Source organism: Nocardiopsis sp. NPDC055551, from assembly GCF_053619415.1.
On sequence record NZ_JBSHJJ010000001.1, the window covers coordinates 208,847 to 227,228 of the forward strand.

At 68.3% G+C, this 18,382-nt stretch carries 16 protein-coding genes; 10 read left to right on the forward strand and 6 right to left on the reverse strand.

Annotation, left to right across the window (positions count from 1 at the left end):
• Nucleotides 1-73: 73 nt before the first annotated feature.
• Nucleotides 74-547, reverse strand: coding sequence for a hypothetical protein (locus ACWGSK_RS00850; protein WP_358511626.1), 474 nt, complete (start codon nucleotides 545-547; stop codon nucleotides 74-76).
• Nucleotides 548-581: 34 nt separating this feature from the next.
• The gene (locus ACWGSK_RS00855; RefSeq protein ID WP_452454880.1) at nucleotides 582-1,889 is read right to left on the reverse strand and encodes a helix-turn-helix domain-containing protein; all 1,308 of its coding nucleotides are present in this window, start codon (nucleotides 1,887-1,889) and stop codon (nucleotides 582-584) included.
• Between the two features lie 165 nt (nucleotides 1,890-2,054).
• Here ACWGSK_RS00855 and ACWGSK_RS00860 point away from each other — a divergent pair, with 165 nt between their 5' ends.
• Nucleotides 2,055-2,390 (forward strand): hypothetical protein, encoded by a 336-nt coding sequence (locus ACWGSK_RS00860; protein ID WP_358511632.1) that lies wholly within the window; start codon nucleotides 2,055-2,057, stop codon nucleotides 2,388-2,390.
• A gap of 244 nt (nucleotides 2,391-2,634) precedes the next feature.
• Here ACWGSK_RS00860 and ACWGSK_RS00865 read toward each other — a convergent pair whose 3' ends face one another.
• Together ACWGSK_RS00865 and ppgK are read right to left on the reverse strand one after the other, a co-directional pair.
• Nucleotides 2,635-2,988 (reverse strand): ParB N-terminal domain-containing protein, encoded by a 354-nt coding sequence (locus ACWGSK_RS00865; protein WP_358511635.1) that lies wholly within the window; start codon nucleotides 2,986-2,988, stop codon nucleotides 2,635-2,637.
• Complete coding sequence (ppgK, locus tag ACWGSK_RS00870) at nucleotides 2,985-3,752, reverse strand: polyphosphate--glucose phosphotransferase (protein ID WP_358511638.1); 768 nt, start codon at nucleotides 3,750-3,752, stop codon at nucleotides 2,985-2,987. The genes ACWGSK_RS00865 and ppgK overlap by 4 nt, the downstream gene beginning before the upstream one ends.
• A 199-nt stretch (nucleotides 3,753-3,951) precedes the next feature.
• On the opposite strand from ppgK, the gene ACWGSK_RS00875 reads away from it, so the two are divergent.
• The 3 genes from ACWGSK_RS00875 to dop all read left to right on the forward strand — a co-directional run bounded on the left by ACWGSK_RS00875 (nucleotide 3,952) and on the right by dop (nucleotide 8,770).
• Complete coding sequence (locus ACWGSK_RS00875) at nucleotides 3,952-4,905, forward strand: tRNA (adenine-N1)-methyltransferase (RefSeq protein ID WP_452454881.1); 954 nt, start codon at nucleotides 3,952-3,954, stop codon at nucleotides 4,903-4,905.
• A gap of 289 nt (nucleotides 4,906-5,194) precedes the next feature.
• Nucleotides 5,195-6,964: a proteasome ATPase gene (gene arc, locus ACWGSK_RS00880; RefSeq protein ID WP_358511644.1), complete on the forward strand. Its 1,770-nt coding sequence runs from the start codon at nucleotides 5,195-5,197 to the stop codon at nucleotides 6,962-6,964.
• A gap of 279 nt (nucleotides 6,965-7,243) precedes the next feature.
• Nucleotides 7,244-8,770, forward strand: a complete 1,527-nt coding sequence (gene dop, locus ACWGSK_RS00885; protein WP_452454882.1) for a depupylase/deamidase Dop — start codon at nucleotides 7,244-7,246, stop codon at nucleotides 8,768-8,770.
• A gap of 72 nt (nucleotides 8,771-8,842) precedes the next feature.
• On the opposite strand, the gene ACWGSK_RS00890 is transcribed toward dop, so the two are convergent.
• The gene (locus tag ACWGSK_RS00890; RefSeq protein ID WP_452454883.1) at nucleotides 8,843-9,988 is read right to left on the reverse strand and encodes a S1 family peptidase; all 1,146 of its coding nucleotides are present in this window, start codon (nucleotides 9,986-9,988) and stop codon (nucleotides 8,843-8,845) included.
• Nucleotides 9,989-10,497: 509 nt separating this feature from the next.
• Nucleotides 10,498-11,652: a S1 family peptidase gene (locus ACWGSK_RS00895; protein ID WP_358511652.1), complete on the reverse strand. Its 1,155-nt coding sequence runs from the start codon at nucleotides 11,650-11,652 to the stop codon at nucleotides 10,498-10,500.
• 686 nt (nucleotides 11,653-12,338) lie between these two features.
• Here ACWGSK_RS00895 and ACWGSK_RS00900 point away from each other — a divergent pair.
• The 6 genes from ACWGSK_RS00900 to ACWGSK_RS00925 all read left to right on the forward strand — a co-directional run bounded on the left by ACWGSK_RS00900 (nucleotide 12,339) and on the right by ACWGSK_RS00925 (nucleotide 18,365).
• A complete protein-coding gene (locus tag ACWGSK_RS00900) occupies nucleotides 12,339-12,542 on the forward strand; it encodes a ubiquitin-like protein Pup (protein ID WP_304079557.1) in 204 nt (67 codons plus the stop codon).
• Nucleotides 12,543-12,724: 182 nt separating this feature from the next.
• A complete protein-coding gene (prcB, locus tag ACWGSK_RS00905) occupies nucleotides 12,725-13,570 on the forward strand; it encodes a proteasome subunit beta (protein ID WP_358511655.1) in 846 nt (281 codons plus the stop codon).
• Between the two features lie 87 nt (nucleotides 13,571-13,657).
• The gene (prcA, locus tag ACWGSK_RS00910) at nucleotides 13,658-14,434 is read left to right on the forward strand and encodes a proteasome subunit alpha (protein WP_452454884.1); all 777 of its coding nucleotides are present in this window, start codon (nucleotides 13,658-13,660) and stop codon (nucleotides 14,432-14,434) included.
• A gap of 107 nt (nucleotides 14,435-14,541) precedes the next feature.
• A complete protein-coding gene (pafA, locus tag ACWGSK_RS00915; protein WP_358511661.1) occupies nucleotides 14,542-15,900 on the forward strand; it encodes a Pup--protein ligase in 1,359 nt (452 codons plus the stop codon).
• 157 nt (nucleotides 15,901-16,057) lie between these two features.
• The gene (locus ACWGSK_RS00920) at nucleotides 16,058-17,161 is read left to right on the forward strand and encodes an FKBP-type peptidyl-prolyl cis-trans isomerase (protein ID WP_358511663.1); all 1,104 of its coding nucleotides are present in this window, start codon (nucleotides 16,058-16,060) and stop codon (nucleotides 17,159-17,161) included.
• A gap of 166 nt (nucleotides 17,162-17,327) precedes the next feature.
• Complete coding sequence (locus ACWGSK_RS00925; RefSeq protein WP_452454885.1) at nucleotides 17,328-18,365, forward strand: methionyl-tRNA formyltransferase; 1,038 nt, start codon at nucleotides 17,328-17,330, stop codon at nucleotides 18,363-18,365.
• Nucleotides 18,366-18,382: the final 17 nt, after the last annotated feature.

Here is an 18,382-nt window from a genome sequence, read left to right on the forward strand (position 1 = left end):
CACCCCGTCGCGGCGTTCGGCACGGCACCTCGCCTCGCCGCGCCGGGAGTGGTGTCGGTTTTTCGCCGTGGGGTCAGCGACGGGCGCCTTGGGGCCACAGGACGATGACGGGGCGGCTCAGGGCCCGGGCGTAGGCGACCACGTCGGCGGTGCCGCCGGGGCCGCGGGCGGGTAGTCCGTCCCAGACGGCGATGAGCCGGTCGCTCTGTTCGACGAGGAGACGACCCGCGGCCATGTGGGAGTGGGGGTCGGAGACGGCGTGCGGTAGTTCGTGGACCAGGACGGAGCGGGCCAGGAGCCGGTCGTAGACGGGGTGGTGTCGGGCGGGTAGCGCCGAGCGGTAGCCGGCGGCGGGGATGACGGCCTCCAGGGGGGCTCCGGCGTCCAGGACGGCCTCGGCGAAGAGGGAGTCGGCGCCGTCGGCGAGGCAGGACAGGCCCACCATGGCGTGTCCGTAGGGCTCCAGATGGTCCTTGACCAGCGCGGCGACGTGTTCGTTCACGTCAGGGGTCAGGTTGCGGTGCCCGGTGATGCCGATGCGGATCACATGACCTCCCAGTTCGTTCGCTTTCGCCGCGTTTCTACCCACTGGGGAGGCCGGTAACGAGGGCGGCGAGACGGGTGTCGAGTTCGTTGACACGGTCGGCGTGGGGGCCGCGGTAGCGCCGGCGGAAGGAACGCACGCGGGCCACGACGCGTTCGGAGGCGAAGCGCACCCCGGTGTCGAGGGCCTCTTGGGCCAGGCGGAAGGCCTCGTCGATGTCTCCGGCCTCGGCGTGGGCGGAGGCCAGTTCGACCTTGAGCACCGCGGACTGTTTGACGTTGCGGGAGGGTGGGGCGACGGCGTCGGCGAAGGCGACGCGTGCTTCGTGCGGGGTGCGCAGGCGTACGCCCACCAGGGCGCGGTAGCCGGCGACCTTGGCCTCGTCGAAGGCGAACACCCAGGGCCAGGGCGGTCGGGCGTTGTCGGGGCGGTGGACGTCGCGTTCGGCGCGGCGGATGGCGTTCGCGGCGGAGGTGCGGTCGCCGATGCCGGCGTGGGCGAGGGCGCCGACGCAGGCCAGCCAGGCGCGGGCGGTGGGGTGGGAGTCGGGTCCCAGGACGTGTTCGGCCTCTTGGACCAGCCCCAGTCCGAGTTCGGGATCCTCGGCGGTCTCGATCTCGAAGGAGGCCAGGGAGCCGAGCATGTAGACGTCGAGCAGGCGCATGCCGGCCTGGCGGGCGCGTACGACGGCGGTGCGGTAGTGCATGCGGGCCGATCCCATGTCGCCGAGGTCGGCGTTGAGCCAGGCGGCGAACCCGGAGGCTTCGCTCGCCGCGGCGCTGAGTTCGGTGTGGAAGGGCGTCACGCGCGCGTTCGCGAGCATCTGCTCGGCCAGGTGCACATGCGCGATCGCGCCGGGCAGCAGGTGGCGCGCGGGCGAGGTCGCGTCCATGCGTCGTTGGCCGCCGGTGATGGCCCGCAGGGAGGGTGCGGTGTCCTCGTCGATGCCGTGGTGGACCTCCGGTCCGACGATGGGTCGTGCGGTGGAGGCCAGGAGTCCGCCGGCGGCGACGGCCTTCCCGAAGTCGCGACGTCTGGTGGGAGGTATCGCCTTGGTGGTGGGACCCTCCTTCGCTGTTTCTCCGCCGAAGCGGATCAGGTGCAACGGGATGTCGAGTCGCCGTGCCAGGTCCTGGACCTGGCTGATGGTGAGCGACTGCTGGCCGTTGACCACTCGGGAGACCCAACTCTGTGAGTAGGTGAGTTCCCGCGCGAGGTCGCCCTGGGACCAGCCGCGTGCGGTGCGCACGCTTTCGATGACCGTCGGCATGTCGCATTCGGCGAGGGCGTCGGCCACGCGGGGTCGGGTCCACAGGTCCTGGGGAAGGCCGTCTGGTTGAGGCATGAGCCCAGGTTAGGGATCTCGGCTCGTCTTGGTGGCTATGTGTGAAAAAGAAGGTGTGATGCGTGATCCGCATACTGGTCATGCGGGCCCTTCGGCATGGGGCAGAGTGAACTTGTCGTTGGGTCCGGCGGCGGTGGTCGCCGGGGCCGTGAGGAAGGAGAACACGTGACGGTGCGGACGTCGCCGGCGGAGAGCCCGGGTGTGTCGGACCATGATGGTCCGGCGTCCTTGGCGCTGCGGGGTATGGCGGACGAGCTGCGTTCACGTGGGATCGACGCGTGGGAGGACGGGGTGTGCGGGATCGTGCACGCCGGGCCGATCGCGCAGGGTCGGCGTGCGGTGCTGCGTCCCCACCGGGGGGACCTGTGGTGGTGGATGCGCTGGTCGCTCCAGGAGGGGACCGCGGCGGTCCTGCCCGGGGTTCCGCTCTCTCCGGCCTCACGGACCTCCGACGCCGCCCGCAGGATCATGGGCGTCATGTCGGCCGCCGAGGGCGGCTGACGTAGAAGACTCACGTGGGAGAGGTCTCACGTGGCTGGACGGGTCGTACAGCGGTGCGACCCCGGGTGTGGGATGGTGTTCGGGTGGTGGCCCGAACCCGTTTCTCCCTCTGTGCGGGCTCCGAACCCGCCCGACACCCGAATCACCCGCTCCGGAGCGTGACCGGGGCGGCCGCCTCCACCCCCGGGCGCCTGGCGGTGCCGTCCCCACGAATTCGCCAGGCGCCCCTTTCCCTTCCCCGGCTTCAGGGACGGGTCCTGTTGTCCCAAGCCCGTAGTAGGACACCCAGGTCGTGGACGTTCATGGTCCGTGCGTGCTCCGGTCGCGGCAGCGCAGGTGTCCTGATCAAGGTGACCGGTACCGAATCCAGCCCCAGGCGTAGGGCCACGGCGATCCGGTGGTTGCCGTCGAGCGTGCCGAAGGCGGGGTTGAAACCCAGTCGTAGTGGGGTGCGGATTCCGTGTCGGGCGATGTCGGCCGTCAAAGCGTCCAGGTGGCGTGGTGTGTCCAGCAGGGCCGAACCCACGACCTCGCGGTCCACGGCCCGGTAGCGCGTCACCAGGGCCGTGGGGAGTGGCGTCGTGGGGGAGGGGGTCACGGCACCTCCAGGCCTTGGGCGGCGGCCAGGGTGGCGCCCACGATGCCCGCCGTGTTGCGCAGGACGGCGGGCACGATCGGGGTGCGGATGTCGAGCAGGGGCAGGAACTTGTGGGCCTTGCGGCTCACCCCGCCGCCCACCACGATCAGGTCCGGCCACACCAGGTCCTCGATCACCCGGTAGTAGCGCTGTAGGCGCTCGTTCGCCCACTCGGGGTAGGAGAGGCCGTCGCGTTCCTTGGCGCCGGAGGAGGCCCGTGACTCGGCGTCGTGGCCGTCGATCTCCAGGTGCCCGAATTCGGTGTTGGGCACCAGACGGCCGTCCACGACCAGGGCGGATCCGATGCCGGTGCCCAGGGTGGTCATCAGGACGGTGCCGCGCACGCCCTTGGCCGCGCCGTAGCGGGCCTCGGCCAGGGCGGCGGCGTCGGCGTCGTTGAGGACCCGGACGGGGCGTCCCACGGCTTCGGTGAACAGGGCACGGGCGTCGGTGCCCACCCAGGCCTTGTCCAGGTTGGCGGCGGTGTGGACCGTGCCGTTCTGCACCACTCCCGGAAAGGTGACGCCCACGGGACCGCGCACGGTCTCGGGGAAGTGGTCGGCGATCCGCGAGACGATGTCGGCGACGGCCTGGGGCCCCGAGTCCTCGGGGGTGAGCACCTTGTGCCGTTCGTGGAGGAACTCACCTGAGTCCAGGTCGACGGGGGCACCTTTGATGCCGCTGCCGCCGATGTCGATTCCCAAGCCCGTGTTCGGCTGTGACATGGGTGGTGTCTCCCGTGGTCCTCGTGTGCTGTCGGGGTCGGTGGCCGGGCCACATGCCTGATACTGCCCAACGGCGTCGGGTTTCGCACGCCGAAGGGGCGGATGTGGTCGGCGCGCCGGACGGTTCGGCGCGGTGCCGGAGGCCGATACGCTGGACGACTGCCCGACCCGAACGCGATGTGGGAAGACGAGAGCGACGTTGACCGGTATCCATGGCCGCCGCGGCCCCTTCACCGATGGCGACACCGTGCAGTTGACCGACCCCAAGGGTCGCATGCACACGATCACCCTGCGTGAGGGTGGCGCCTTCCACTCGCACAAGGGCAAGGTCGACCACGACGATCTCATCGGTGAACCCGAGGGCAGCGTGGTCGTCTCCAACACCGGCACGGCCTATGTGGCCCTGCGCCCCCTGCTCATCGACTACACGCTGTCCATGAAGCGCGGGGCGACCATCGTCTACCCCAAGGACGCGGCCCAGGTCCTGGTGGAGGCCGACATCTTCCCGGGCGCGCGCGTGGTGGAGGCGGGTGCGGGCTCGGGTGCGATGTCCAACTGGCTGCTGCGCGCGGTCGGGGAAAAGGGCATGGTGCACTCCTATGAGCGACGGGCCGACTTCGCCGAGATCGCTCGCAAGAACGTGGAGAACTTCCACGGTGGTCCGCACCCGGCGTGGCGGCTGACCGTGGGCGACCTGGTCGAGGAACTCGACGAGACCGACGTGGATCGGGTGTTCCTGGACATGTTGGCGCCTTGGGAGTGCCTGGACGCGGTCGCCAAGGCCCTGATCCCCGGTGGGTTGGTGTGCTGCTACGTGGCCACCACGACCCAGTTGTCCCGTGTGGTGGAGGAGCTGCGTGAGGACGAGCGGTTCTACGAGCCGCGTTCGTGGGAGACCATGTTGCGGACCTGGCACGTGGAGGGGTTGGCGGTGCGTCCGGACCACCGGATGATCGGTCACACCGGTTTCCTGGTGGTGGCGCGTCGTCTGGCCGACGGTGTGGCGGCGCCCGAGCGGCGTCGTCGTCCGGCCAAGGGCGCCTATGGCAAGGACTACGAGGCCGCGCGGGCGGCCGGTGCCAAGGGCACGGCCGGTTCCGCCGAGGGTGTGTCCGACATGCCCGAGAAGGAGACGGATCGAACCGCCGAGTAGCGTTCTCGGTACTCGTGAAAGCCCGTTTCCGGACATGGTCCGGGGCGGGCTTCGTTGTTTTTCGCGAAGTGGTGTTATCGCCGTCCAAGCCTGGGGAAACGTCTGGAATGCACTTGCCCGACCCCCGCCACGGAGGTTACTTTCTCATTACGTCGGGTCATCCGCTGCGGCCATGACCTGCGTGGACGCCAGGTGTGAAAGTGAGGCCCAGGACACTCCTCGAAGCTGGGAGGTTAGGAAAGGGGCAGGGGTAGGTAGGTTCCCGAGTAGTCGTCCTTCTCATAGGGAGGTGGCGGACGTGGCCGAGCGCGAAGACGAGCGTCAAAACGACCAGGACCGTGAAGTCGCTGAACTCACGGCTCAGGTCTCCTACATGGAAAAGGAACTCAGCGTGGTTCGGCGTAAGCTCGCCGACTCGCCCCGACATGTGCGTCTGTTGGAAGAGCGGTTGCGGGAGGCCCAGGCCAACCTGGCCGCCGCCAACGGGCAGAACGAACGGCTCGTCTCCACACTGAAGGAGGCGCGCGAGCAGATCGTGGCACTCAAGGAGGAGGTCGATCGGCTGGCGCAGCCACCGTCGGGCTTCGGTGTCTACCTTGGGTCGCGCGAGGACGAGACCGTCGAGATCTTCACCAATGGCCGCAAGATGCGGGTCAACGTCAGTCCATCCGTGGATCTGGACGCGTTGCGCCCGGGCCAGGAGGTCATGCTCAACGAGGCGTTCAACGTCGTCGAGGTGGAGTCGTTCGAGACCGTCGGTGAAGTCGTCATGCTCAAGGAGGTCCTTGAGGACGGCGAACGCGCCCTGGTGATCTCGCATCACGACGATGAGCGGATCGTGCGGTTGGCGGAGCCGCTGCGCGACGAGCCGATCAGGGCCGGGGACTCACTGCTGTTGGAGTCCCGGTCGGGTTACGTGTACGAGCGCATCCCCAAGTCCGAGGTCGAGGAGCTCATCCTCGAAGAGGTCCCCGACATCGCCTACAGCGACGTCGGTGGTCTGTCGGGACAGATCGAGATGATCCGCGACGCGGTCGAGTTGCCCTACCTGTACAAGGAGTTGTTCTTCGAGCACCGGTTGCGCCCGCCCAAGGGTGTGCTGCTGTACGGGCCGCCCGGGTGCGGTAAGACGCTCATCGCCAAGGCGGTCGCGAACTCGTTGGCCAAGCAGGTCGCCGAGCGCACCGGCAAGGACGTCGGCAAGAGCTTCTTCCTTAACATCAAGGGTCCGGAGCTGCTGAACAAGTACGTGGGTGAGACCGAGCGGCACATCCGCCTGGTCTTCCAAAGGGCCAGGGAGAAGGCCTCCGAGGGAACCCCCGTCATCGTGTTCTTCGACGAGATGGACTCGATCTTCCGCACACGTGGTTCGGGTGTGTCCTCCGACGTGGAGAACACGATCGTCCCGCAGATGCTCAGTGAGATCGACGGTGTCGAGGGGTTGGAGAACGTCATCGTCATCGGCGCCTCCAACCGCGAGGACATGATCGACCCGGCGATCCTGCGGCCCGGCCGTTTGGACGTCAAGATCAAGATCGAGCGGCCCGACGCCGAGGCGGCCCGCGACATCTTCGCCAAGTACATCACCGAGGAGTTGCCGCTGCACGAGGAGGACCTGGCCGAGCACGGTGGTTCCAGCAAGGCCACGGTGGACGCCATGATCCAGCGGGTCGTGGAACGGATGTACACCGAGGGCGAGGAGAACCGCTTCTTGGAGGTCACCTACGCCAATGGGGACAAGGAGGTCCTGTACTTCAAGGACTTCAACTCCGGCGCGATGATCGAGAACATCGTCTCGCGGGCCAAGAAGATGGCGATCAAGGACTTCATCGACAGCCGGTCCAGGGGCATCAGGGTCTCGCACCTGATGCAGGCCTGCGTCGACGAGTTCAGTGAGAACGAGGACCTGCCCAACACCACCAACCCGGACGACTGGGCGCGCATCTCCGGCAAGAAGGGCGAGCGGATCGTGTACATCCGTACGCTCATCACCGGCAAGACGGGCTCCGACTCGGGCCGATCCATCGACACGGTCGCCAACACCGGCCAGTACCTGTAAGAACGCTCGCCGCGGTCACGTACCGCCTCGGGGCCCGCCGGAGGTCTTTCTCCGGCGGGCCCCTACGCGCGCGATTGCGGGACCTTCGCCCCTTACCGGGGCGCGGTCCGGTGTTTTGCGCGCGCCCCGTCGTCACTTTATGGCGAATCCGCCGAAAGGCTCCATGACCTGTGCGGACACGCCGGGTGGAGGTCTTTGGAAACGCCCGGGAAGACGGCGCTTAGGCCACAATTGGCGCGGAAGCGTTCAAGAGGCCGCCCGGGCGGATAACCTCTCATCATGAGTGTGCGGCGGATTATGGGTATCGAGACCGAATACGGGATCTCCGTGCCGGGAAACCCCGGGGCCAACGCGATGGTCACCTCCACCCAGGTGGTCAACGCCTACCTTGCCGCCTCGGCGGCGCGGGCCCGGCGAGCACGTTGGGACTTCGAGGAGGAGAACCCGCTACGGGACGCGCGCGGCTTCGACCTGGCGCGAGAGGTGGCCGACCCCACCCAGTTGACCGACGAGGACCTGGGGTTGGCCAACGTCATCCTCACCAACGGCGCGCGGCTGTATGTGGACCATGCCCACCCGGAGTACTCGGCCCCCGAGGTCACCAATCCGCGTGACGCGGTGCTGTGGGACAAGGCCGGGGAGCGGGTCATGGCCGATGCCGCGGCGCGGGCCGGTTCCACGCCCGGCATCGAACCGATCCAGCTGTACAAGAACAACACCGACAACAAGGGCGCCTCCTACGGGTGCCACGAGAACTATCTGATGAACCGGTCGACGCCCTTCGGGGACATCGTCCGCCACCTCATCCCCTTCTTCGTGTCCAGGCAGGTGATGTGCGGGGCCGGCAAGGTCGGCATCGGTTCGGATGGGAACGGCAGCGGCTTCCAGCTCTCCCAGCGCGCCGACTTCTTCGAGGTCGAGGTGGGGTTGGAGACGACCCTGAAGCGTCCCATCATCAACACACGGGACGAACCGCACGCGGACCCGGATCGGTACCGGCGTCTGCACGTGATCATCGGTGACGCCAACATGAGCGAGCTCTCCACCTACCTGAAGATGGGTACCACCGCGCTGGTGCTGTCGATGATCGAGGACGGGTTCTTGCAGGAGGACCTGTCGTTGGAGACGTCGGTGGCGGACCTGCGGGAGATCTCCCACGACCCGGGGCTGACGCACCGGGTGCGGTTGCGCGACGGGCGGCGGATGAGCGCCCTGGAGTTGCAGGGCGAGTACCTGGATCAGGCGCGCAAGTACGTGGAGGAGCGATACGGCACGGACGTGGACCCCGACACCGCCGACGTGCTGGACCAGTGGGAGACGGTGCTGACCGGGCTCGGGCGGGATCCGATGGACCTGGCCGACCGGTTGGACTGGGTGGCCAAGCTCAAGCTGTTGGAGGGATACCGCTCGCGTGATGGCCTGGAGTGGTCGAGCCCGCGGTTGCAGATGGTGGATCTGCAGTACTCGGACGTGCGCCAGGACCGGGGCCTGTACAACCGGTTGGCGGCTCGTGGGCGGGTCCGTCGGTTGTTGGAGGAGCCGGAGGTGACCCGGGCGATCACCGAACCGCCGGAGGACACGCGCGCCTACTTCCGTGGTCGTTGTCTGGCCAAGTACGCCGACTCGGTGGCGGCGGCCTCCTGGGACTCGGTCATCTTCGATCTGCCCGGTCACGACTCGTTGCAGCGGGTGCCGACCCTGGACCCGCGGCGGGGCACCAAGGAGCACGTGGGTGCCCTGCTGGCCGCCGCGGACACCGCCGAGGACCTGGTCGCGGTACTGGGCGGCGGTAAACGCGGGGACTGACCCCGCGCGAAAGCGGACGTCCCCGCCCGCGCGAAAGCGGACGGGGACGTCTTGTGCGGTGTAGGAGACGGATCAGGTCCGCAGGGTCAGGCCCCAGGTGTTGAGCATGGGGTTGACCTCCTGGTAGTAGGTGGTGCCACCGAAGGAGCAGTTGCCCGAACCACCGGAGGTGACGCCCTGCGCCTGGCTTCCGGAGATGAAGGAACCACCGGAGTCACCGGGTTCGGCGCACACGTTGGTGCGGGTCAGGGCCTGAACGGTGCCCTGTGGGTAGTTCACCGTCTGGTTGCGGGCCTGGATGGTGCCGCAGTGCCAGCCGGTGGTGGAGCCGGAGCGGCAGACCTGGGAGCCGATCGCGGCCGCGCTGGAGCCGCTCACGGTGGCGTGTCCGCCGCTGTTGTAGCGGCTGACCAGGTTGGTCAGGGTGAAGTTGGAGGTGCCGCGGACGAAGGCGGCGTCGTTGCCGGGGAAGATGGAGCGCTCGAAGACTCCCCGACCGTTGCCGATGCTGACGGCGGTGCCGACGCTTCCGCAGTGGCCGGCGGTGACGAAGCCGGGCTGGCCGGAGGAGTTGGTGGCGGCGAAACCGACCGAGCAACGTCCGCCCATGGTGTAGGCCAGACCACCGACGATGTCGGCGTACAGCTCGGGCTGTTCGGTGGTGGTCTGCACCGTGACGTCGGCGGAGTCGACACCGGAGTCGGCGAGGAGGGCGTCCACGTCGGCCTCGGAACCCTCCAAGACCTCCAGGACGACCGTGTCGCCGGCGATGTCGGGGTACCAACCCACGACGCCCGAGTCGGCCTGGGAGGCGTTGAGTTCGTCGACGATCTCCTCCAGACCCTCGATGCCGTGGGCGACGACCTCGGCCCGGGCGCCGGCGGCCTCGACCGCGTCCACGGCGGAGGCGTCGGTGACCAGGACGGTCAGTTCGAGGGCTTCGGTGTCGAAGATGGAGCCGCCGTAGGCCTCGGCCGCGGCCTCGGTGGCGGCGGCGTCGATCTCGAACGATTCGGCCTGGGCGTCGAGCAGTTCGTCGGCCTGGGACGGGGACAGGCCAAGGTCGCGCTGGAGGGCCTCGGCCATGGTGGGGGCCTCGGCGTCGGGGGACTGGGGGACGGGTGCGGTGGGAGTCGCGGCAGCGGGGGTGGTGCCCAGGGCCAGACCGAAGGCCAGGGCTCCGGTGCCTATGGCGGAGACAACGGGGGAGGGTCGCATGGTCCCTACTCTCCTTGGGGGATTTGCGGGGGATCGGTGACCGAGTCGCTTCGGTCGCCATTGTTCACCGAGACATCCGGTAAACAATGCCCAACCATAAGTGCACGTTTTGGCGAGGGAAAGAGCGTCAGGCGGGAAAAGCATTCAAGACGAAATCCGGTGATGGGGTGATGGGGCGGTTCCGGTCGCTGTCAGTCGCGGTCCACGGCGCCACGTCAGGATCACCGCAGGCGGCCGGTCACAGACCGAAATGGTCGTTATTCCACAAGGGGGGCAAAATGGCCACATACGGACGCCGGTATCGGGTACCGGTCGTGGCCGATCGGACACACTCCCGTAACCGTTCTGGTCACGGGCGTGCCCAGGGCGTGCGGGGTGCGGATGGTCGTGCACTCGATGAGAGCCGGCCGGGTATCGGTGGTGGCCGGATACGGATACCTGGAAACGAAAGACGCCCCCGCCCGCTGGAAAGCGGACGGGGGCGTCGGTGCGATGCCGGACGGATGGAGCTATCCGGTCACCAGCGAGAGGTTCCACGAGCTGAGCACCGGGCCGACCTCCTGGTAGTACGTCGTACCACCACTGGTGCAGTTGCCCGAGCCGCCCGAGGTCATGCCCTGGGCCTGGTCGTCACTGATGAACGAGCCACCGGAGTCACCCGGCTCGGCGCAGACATCGGTGCGGGTCAGGTCGTTGACGGTGCCCTCGGGGTAGCTCACCGTCTGGCCGCGGGCCTCGATGGTCCCGCAGTGCCAACCGGTGGTCGAACCCGAACGGCACACGGCCGAGCCGACCGGGGCCTGAGCGGAACCGGCCACCGTCTGGGTGTCACCCGCGCTGTACATGTTGACCAGGTTGGTGACGGTCCAGTTGGAGCTCGCCGACACGTACGCCCCGTCGTTGCCGGGGAAGACCGACTCGGCGAAGGTGCCCGAGCCGGAACCGTCCTCGCTCTCGGCGGAGGTGCCGACGGTGCCGCAGTGACCGGCGGTCACGAAGCCGTCGCCGCCGGAGGCGTCGGTGGCGGCGAACCCGATGGAGCAGCGGCCGCCGCCCATGTAGTACGCGTCTCCACCGACGATGTCGGCGAACAGCTGCGGCTGCTCGGAGGTGCCGCGCACCTCCACGGCGGAGGCGTCCACGCCCGCGGCCTCGATGAGGCTCTGTGCGTCGTCGCCATCGAGGGCCTCGATCACGACCGTGTCGGAAGTGACGTCGGGGTACCAGCCGACGACGCCGGGCTGGGTGCCGGCCGCGTCGAGCTCGTCCATGATCTCGGCCAGGCCCTCGGTGCCGTATGAGACCACTTCGGCCTCGGCTCCGGCGGCCTCGACGTCCGACACGGCGGAGGTGTCCGTCACCAGGACGGTCAGCTCCAGGGTGTCGGTGTCGAACACCGAGCCCGCGTAGGCGTCACCCGCGGCGTCGGCCGCGGCCTCGTCCAGGCCGAAGGCGGCCGCCTGGGCGTCGAGCAGTTCCTCGGCCTCGAACGGGGTGAGGCCGAAGTCGCGCTCAAGCGCTTCTTCCATGGTGGACACCGAGTCGTCCTGCGTGACGGGCTCGGTCGGCACGGTCGCGGCTCCGGCGCCCGGGGCCACGGAGAGCGACAGCCCGAAGGCCAGCGCTCCCGTGCCGATCGCGGAGATAACGGGGGAGGGTCGCATTGATCCCTACTCTCCTAGGGGGAATGGGGCGGGGTCTCGGAAGGCGCCTCGTCCGCTCGGGGGTGGACGATGCGCTCCGAGGCGGGACCCCGATGGGGGCGGGTCCCTTCCGTTCACCGAGACACTCGGTAAACGGTTCCCCACCATAAGTGCACATCTTGGACAACTGGAACCCCGGAAAGCTGATACTTCAGCGAGCGGACAAAGGGGTCATCCGATGACCGGATGTCTTGAAGTTCTGGTCATCGGGAGGCGACCCATCTGACCTTGACTTTTCCGAAGAGATCGGATGTGAATCAGAAACTCGCCGGTAAGTCAAGGGATACATGTTGGCCGGATCCGGACACTGAAACCGCGTACCAGTAGCGATGGTTCGGACACGTAGACGTAACCCGCGTGGTCAGGCCGCCGTCCTGGGTGAAGATCATGTTCGCAAGGCGAATACATGTGCGCATGTCGCGAAAACGATCTTCGTGGGCGTGCGGGGGTCGACCCCGGGGACACGCCCGACCCCGTGACGGCGTCGAATTCGTGAGCACCCGACCGCACCCGTTCGCCTCTCGCGCGCACGCGCGGTGATGACGCCGAGCCCAGAGGTAACTAGCGGGTATCGGGCCCGGGGAACGGGGTTGAGTCGGGGGTCGTTGGGCCAAGATAAGGGCGAGAGCTCCGAACGGGAGGTTGCAATGGCGACGAAGGACACCGGCGGCCAGAAGCACGGCACCCGCCGCGACGAAGAGGTCGAGGAGACCGAGGGCGCCGCGGAGGCCAAGGAACGCGACGAACAGTTGGATGAGGACGTCGACGACATCCTCGACGAGATCGACGACGTTCTGGAGAGCAACGCCGAGGACTTCGTGCGGCAGTTCGTGCAGAAGGGCGGTCAGTGACCGTCATCGGACGGTTCGCTGACAGCGCACACGGGAGCCGGTGGCCCCCGGGCGCACAGGGTTAGGGTCGACACGTCGGCCGGGGTGGGAAAGCCCGGCCGACGTGCAGGCCGACAACAAACGGATGAGCAGGCGCCCCATCCGCCCCCGAGACGGGGTGGGGCGCCAGTGGAGGGAGTCGCGTGTTCGAAGGGTTCGAGGGCGGACGGATGCCGGCCGCTTTCATGAGTGCGGGTACTTCGTCCTTCACCGAGTTCCTCCGGGCGGTCAACCCCGAGTTGCTGCCCGGAAGGCATCTGGACGCCGCCGGAGGGGTCACCGAACACCTCACCCCGGACGCGACGACCATCGTCGCCATGACCTTCCCCGGGGGTGTCCTGCTGGCCGGTGACCGCAGGGCGACACAGGGCAACGTCATCGCCAACCGGGACATGGACAAGCTCTACCGGACCGACGAGTTCTCCGCGGTGGCCATCGCGGGCTCGGCCGGGATCGGTATCGAACTGGCCCGCCTGTACCAGGTGGAGCTGGAACACTACGAGAAGCTGGAGGGTCGCTCCCTCTCCCTTGAGGGTAAGGCCAACAAGCTCGCCCAGATGGTCCGGGGCAATCTGGGCATGGCCATGCAGGGATTCGTCGTAGTCCCCCTGCTGGTGGGCTTCGACGAGGTCACCGAGGAAGGCCGGGTCTTCAGCTACGACGCGGTCGGTGGACGCTACGAGGAGCAGCGCTACCACTCCATCGGCTCCGGCTCGGTCTTCGCCAAGGGCTCCATCAAGAAGCTCTATCGCGACGACCTGGACGAGACGACGGCGATCAAGGTCGCCCTGGAGTCGCTCTACGACGCCGCGGACGAGGACTCCGCCACCGGCGGACCCGACCTGCATCGGGGGATCTTCCCCCTGGTCGACGTCATCACCGAGGACGGCCACCGCCGTATCTCCGGCGAAGAGGTCGCCCGTTTGGCCACGGAGGTGGTCCAGGGACGCTCCGTCCACCCCGACGGACCAAGGGCCCGGCTCGACTGACCGGCGGGCCATGACCGGCCCGGCCGATCCGGGCCGGGCGCCCCTCACCACCAGACCTCTCCCGACCAGGTAAGGAAACGATCCGCGGTGTCGATGCCCTTCTACGTCGCCCCCGAACAGCAGATGAAGGACAAGGCGGACTACGCGCGCAAAGGGATCGCGCGCGGCCGCAGTGCCGTCGTCCTGCAGTACGAAGGCGGCATCCTCTTGGTGGCGGACAACGTGTCCCGCACCCTGCACAAGATCAGTGAGCTCTACGACCGCATCGGCTTCGCCGCGGTCGGGCGCTACCCCGAGTTCGAGAACCTACGCCTGATGGGCGTCCGTTTCGCCGACGTTCGCGGGTACCAGTTCGACCGTCGTGACGTCAGCGGACGCCAGCTCGCCAACATCTACGCCCAGACCCTGGGCACCGTCTTCAGTGAGAGCCTCAAGCCGTGGGAGGTCGAGATCGTCGTCGCGGAGGTCGGCGACACCGCGGACGACGACGAGATCTACCGCATCACCTTCGACGGGTCGATCGTCGACGAACAGGGCTTCGTCGCGGTGGGCGGCTCCTCCGAGCACGTGTCCAACCAGCTCAAGGACCGCTTCGACGCGAGGGCCCCGCTCAGCGCGGCGCTCAACGCCGCCACCCACGCGCTGGCGCACGAGAACGGGGAGGAGCGTGAGCTGGAGGCCACCAACCTGGAGGTCGCCGTGCTGGACCGCTCCCGACAGCACCGCAAGTTCCGTCGCATCCACGGTGACCGCCTGACCTCCCTCATCGAGGAGGGCAAGCGAGGCGCCACCACGAAGGCCGCCACGAGCACGGACGCCTCCGAGGACACGAGCGCCGGTGGGGACGAGGCCGACCAGGACTGAAGCTAGGGACGACGGTGCGGCGCCACCGGGGCGCCGCACCGGCCGGGCGGGTGTGGACGACGTGGCCCCGTCGTCGGCACCCCGGTGACGGAAGTTGGTGAGGCCGCGTGGAACGACGGATCTTCGGGCTGGAGAACGAGTACGGGGTCACGTGCACCTTCCGGGGACAGCGCCGCCTGTCGCCGGACGAGGTCGCCCGCTACCTCTTCCGACGGGTGGTCTCCTGGGGACGCAGCAGCAACGTGTTCCTGCGCAACGGGGCCCGTCTGTACCTGGACGTGGGAAGCCACCCCGAGTACGCCACCCCCGAGTGCGACAGCCTCCTGGACCTGGTGGCCCACGACAAGGCCGGCGAACGCATCCTGGAGGGGCTGCAGATCGACGCCGAGCAGCGCCTGCACGAGGAGGGCATCGCCGGCGACATCTACCTGTTCAAGAACAACACCGACTCGGCGGGCAACTCCTACGGCTGTCACGAGAACTACCTCGTGGGTCGGCACGGGGAGTTCGGGCGCCTGGCCGACGTGCTCATCCCCTTCCTGGTCACGCGGCAGATCATCTGTGGCGCCGGCAAGGTCCTGCAGACGCCTCGGGGCGCCCTGTACTGCGTGAGCCAGCGCGCCGAGCACATCTGGGAGGGTGTCTCCTCGGCCACCACCCGCTCGCGGCCCATCATCAACACCCGCGATGAGCCCCACGCCGACGCCGAACGCTTCCGGCGCCTGCACGTCATCGTGGGCGACTCCAACATGAGCGAGACCACCACCCTGCTCAAGCTGGGCGCCACCCACCTGGTGCTGCAGATGATCGAAGCCGGTGTGGTCATGCGCGACTACACCCTGGAGAACCCCATCCGGGCCATTCGCGAGGTCAGCCACGACATGACGGGGCGGCGCAAGGTGCGTCTGGCCAACGGGCGCGAGGCCAGTGCCCTGGAGATCCAGCGCGAGTACCTGGAGAAGGTACAGAGCTACGTGGATCGGCACGGCACCGACGCCGTGGGCAAGCGGGTCCTGGACCTGTGGCAGCGCACCCTGGAGGCGGTGGAGACCCAGAACCTGGAGATGGTCTCTCGGGAGATCGACTGGGTCACCAAGTACCTGCTGTTGGAGCGTTACCGGGACAAACACGACCTGTCGCTGTCCTCGCCCCGGGTGGCCCAGCTGGACCTGACCTACCACGACATCCACCGCGATCGCGGCCTGTTCTACCTGATGCAGAACCGCGGCCAGATGGATCGAGTGGTGAACGACCTGAAGATCTTCGAGGCCAAGTCGGTGCCACCGCAGACCACCAGGGCGCGGTTGAGGGGCGAGTTCATCCGCAGAGCCCAGGAACAACGCCGCGACTTCACCGTGGACTGGGTGCACCTCAAACTCAACGATCAGGCGCAGCGGACCGTGCTGTGCAAGGACCCGTTCAAGTCGGTGGACGAGCGGGTGGAGAAGCTGATCGCCGGCATGTGAGCGGACGGACTCCGAACGGTCGAGCCGGGCCCCGGCGGGAGGTGCGCGGCGCCACCCGACGGGGCCCGTGACCTTCGGTGCGTTCCCAGGGGTGGCCGGACTTGTGCTTTTCGGTAGTGTGAGCCTGTCCTGAGCCGGAAATCAGAGGTTGTGACCCATGCACCGACGTGCCGCCGCTCTCGCGGTGCCACTGACCGCCATCGCCTTGGTGGTCTCAAGCTGCGGATCGATCCCAGAGGATTGGAAGACTCCCGCCTTCCTGCGCATGAACGCGGAGGAGCTGGACCCGCGGCTGCCCGACGTCACCGGCGAGGTCGGTGAGGAACCGCAGATCACCTTCCCCGACGCGGAACCTCCGGAGGAGGAGATCTCCGGCGTCGTCAGCAAGGGCTCGGGGGAGGACGTCCTGGTGGGCGCGGACGACCTGGTGGTCGCCAACGTCGCCCAATACCAGTGGACGGCCCCGGGCGAGGGCGAGGCGATGGAGGGCCAGTCCAGCTACGAGTCCGGTGCCCCCGACCTCGTACGCATGAACGAGATGCCCGAGTACATCACCGAGACGCTGGTGAGCCAGCCGCTCGGCAGCCGTGCGGTGTACGTGTTCCCGCCGTTGACCCCGGAGGAGATCGAGCAGGCCCAGGGCATGGGCCAGGAGGTTCCCGAGGGCGCCAGCGTGCTCGTCATCGACGTGATGGACCGCTACGCCCAGGGTGCCGTGGTGCCGGGCGAGCCGGTCACCGACGGTGGCGACGGTCTGCCCACGGTCACCCAGGACGGCCACAGCCGCCCCGAGATCGAGGTCCCCGAGGGCGACGCCCCCGAGGACCTGGAGGTCGTCCCGCTCATCGAGGGCGAGGGCCCCGAGGTCGAGGAGGGGCAGCAGGTCATCGCCCAGTACACGGGTGTGCGCTGGGACCCCGAGGAGGATGGCGGTCACCAGGTCTTCGACTCCACCTGGGATCGTGGTGGCGCGCCCTTCGACACCACCATCGGTGACGGCGCGGTGATCGAGGGCTGGGACGAGGGCATCGTCGGAGCCAACGTCGGTGACCGCCTGATGCTGGTCGTCCCCGGTTCCATGGCCTACGGCGAGACCGAGGAGGAGGCGATGGGCGGTCCCGTGGGCACCCTGGTCTTCGTGATCGACGTCCTGGGCGCCTACGACAACCCGCCGCCGCCCGAGCCGGCGGAGGGCGCCGAGGGTGAGGCGGCCGACCCCGAGGCCCAGGCCGAGGACGAAGAGGCCTCCGAGGAGGAGTAACCGCCCCGACGTACCCGCGGTTCGTTCGCGCTGCGACGCCCCCGTCATCCGGCGGGGGCGTCGTCGTGTTCAGGGTCCTGACACGCGGGGTGGGCACATCTGCGGGGGAGTGGGGCGATCGCTGCGTAGAGTCGTCACCCTGAGTGATTTCTGGCGAGGGGGAGCCATGCCGGAGGGACGGCGGTTCTGCTATGTGTCCGGTCTGCGCCTGGGGGTGCCGGCGTTGGAGGAACTCTGTGCCCAGGGGCGTCCACCGGATCTGGTGGTGTCCTATCCCGCCGAGTTGGCGCACCGTTGCGGCTACGTCGACTACGAGTCCGTGACCCGTCGACTGGACCTGCCGCACCTGCGCGTGGCCGACGTCAACGGTGATGAGGCGCGTGACGCCCTGGCCTCGCACCACATCGACCTGATGGTGGTGGCCGGGTGGTCGCAACTGGTCCAGGAGGAGGTTCTGGCCTCGCTTCCGTTGGGTGCCGTGGGCATGCACCCCTCCCCGTTGCCGGTGGGGCGCGGACGTGCGCCCATTCCCTGGACGATCCTGCGCGACATGCGGGCCAGCGCGGTGACCCTTTTCCACCTGGCCCGTGAGGTCGAGGCAGGTGACATCGTGGATCGGATCCGTTTCGAGGTGGCCGCCGACGCCACCGCCACCGGCCTGTACGAGCGGGTGGGGCGTTTGCAGGCCGAACTGATCGTGCGAAACCTGGACGCCCTGTTGGAGGGGCGTGCCCCTCGACGTCCCCAGACCGGACACGTGTCGGTGTGGCCCCGTCGTCGTCCCAGTGACGGGCACCTGGACCTGGCCGCCGCCGGGCGCGACGTGGACCGGATGGTGCGGGCGTTGGCGGCCCCCTACCCGGGGGCGTTCGCGATGTTCGGGGGCGCGCTCATCACCTTTCATTCGGGGGAGTTGTCCACCGAGGCGGTGGGCGGCGATCCCGGGCAGATCGTCTCCGCCGGTCCCGGTAGGAAGTGGGGGGTGACGTGTGGGGACGGTGCCGTGTTCGTGCCGGAGCTGGTGAGCGTGGACGAGGGGGTCGTGGCCGACCCGGCCTCCCTGGCCATGTTCCGGCCCGGGAGGTACTTCGACGCTCCGTCCGAGCACATGCTCGCGGCCACCCGTCGCACTCCGGTGCCCGGTAACGGCGACGCCGAACACCGGCGTTCCGCCACGTGGCTGCCCAGGACCGTCGATCGTTGAAGGGTGGGTGCGCGGTC

What these genes read in the sequence shown, in the direction of transcription:
- ACWGSK_RS00855 (WP_452454880.1), bottom strand. Translation starts at nt 1,889, where the DNA reads ATGCCTCAACCAGACGGCCTTCCCCAGGACCTGTGGACCCGACCCCGC.
- ppgK (WP_358511638.1), bottom strand. Translation starts at nt 3,752, where the DNA reads ATGTCACAGCCGAACACGGGCTTGGGAATCGACATCGGCGGCAGCGGC.
- dop (WP_452454882.1), top strand. Translation starts at nt 7,244, where the DNA reads ATGAGTGTGCGGCGGATTATGGGTATCGAGACCGAATACGGGATCTCC.
- ACWGSK_RS00890 (WP_452454883.1), bottom strand. Translation starts at nt 9,988, where the DNA reads ATGCGACCCTCCCCCGTTGTCTCCGCCATAGGCACCGGAGCCCTGGCC.
- ACWGSK_RS00895 (WP_358511652.1), bottom strand. Translation starts at nt 11,652, where the DNA reads ATGCGACCCTCCCCCGTTATCTCCGCGATCGGCACGGGAGCGCTGGCC.
- ACWGSK_RS00900 (WP_304079557.1), top strand. Translation starts at nt 12,339, where the DNA reads ATGGCGACGAAGGACACCGGCGGCCAGAAGCACGGCACCCGCCGCGAC.
- ACWGSK_RS00920 (WP_358511663.1), top strand. Translation starts at nt 16,058, where the DNA reads ATGCACCGACGTGCCGCCGCTCTCGCGGTGCCACTGACCGCCATCGCC.
- ACWGSK_RS00925 (WP_452454885.1), top strand. Translation starts at nt 17,328, where the DNA reads ATGCCGGAGGGACGGCGGTTCTGCTATGTGTCCGGTCTGCGCCTGGGG.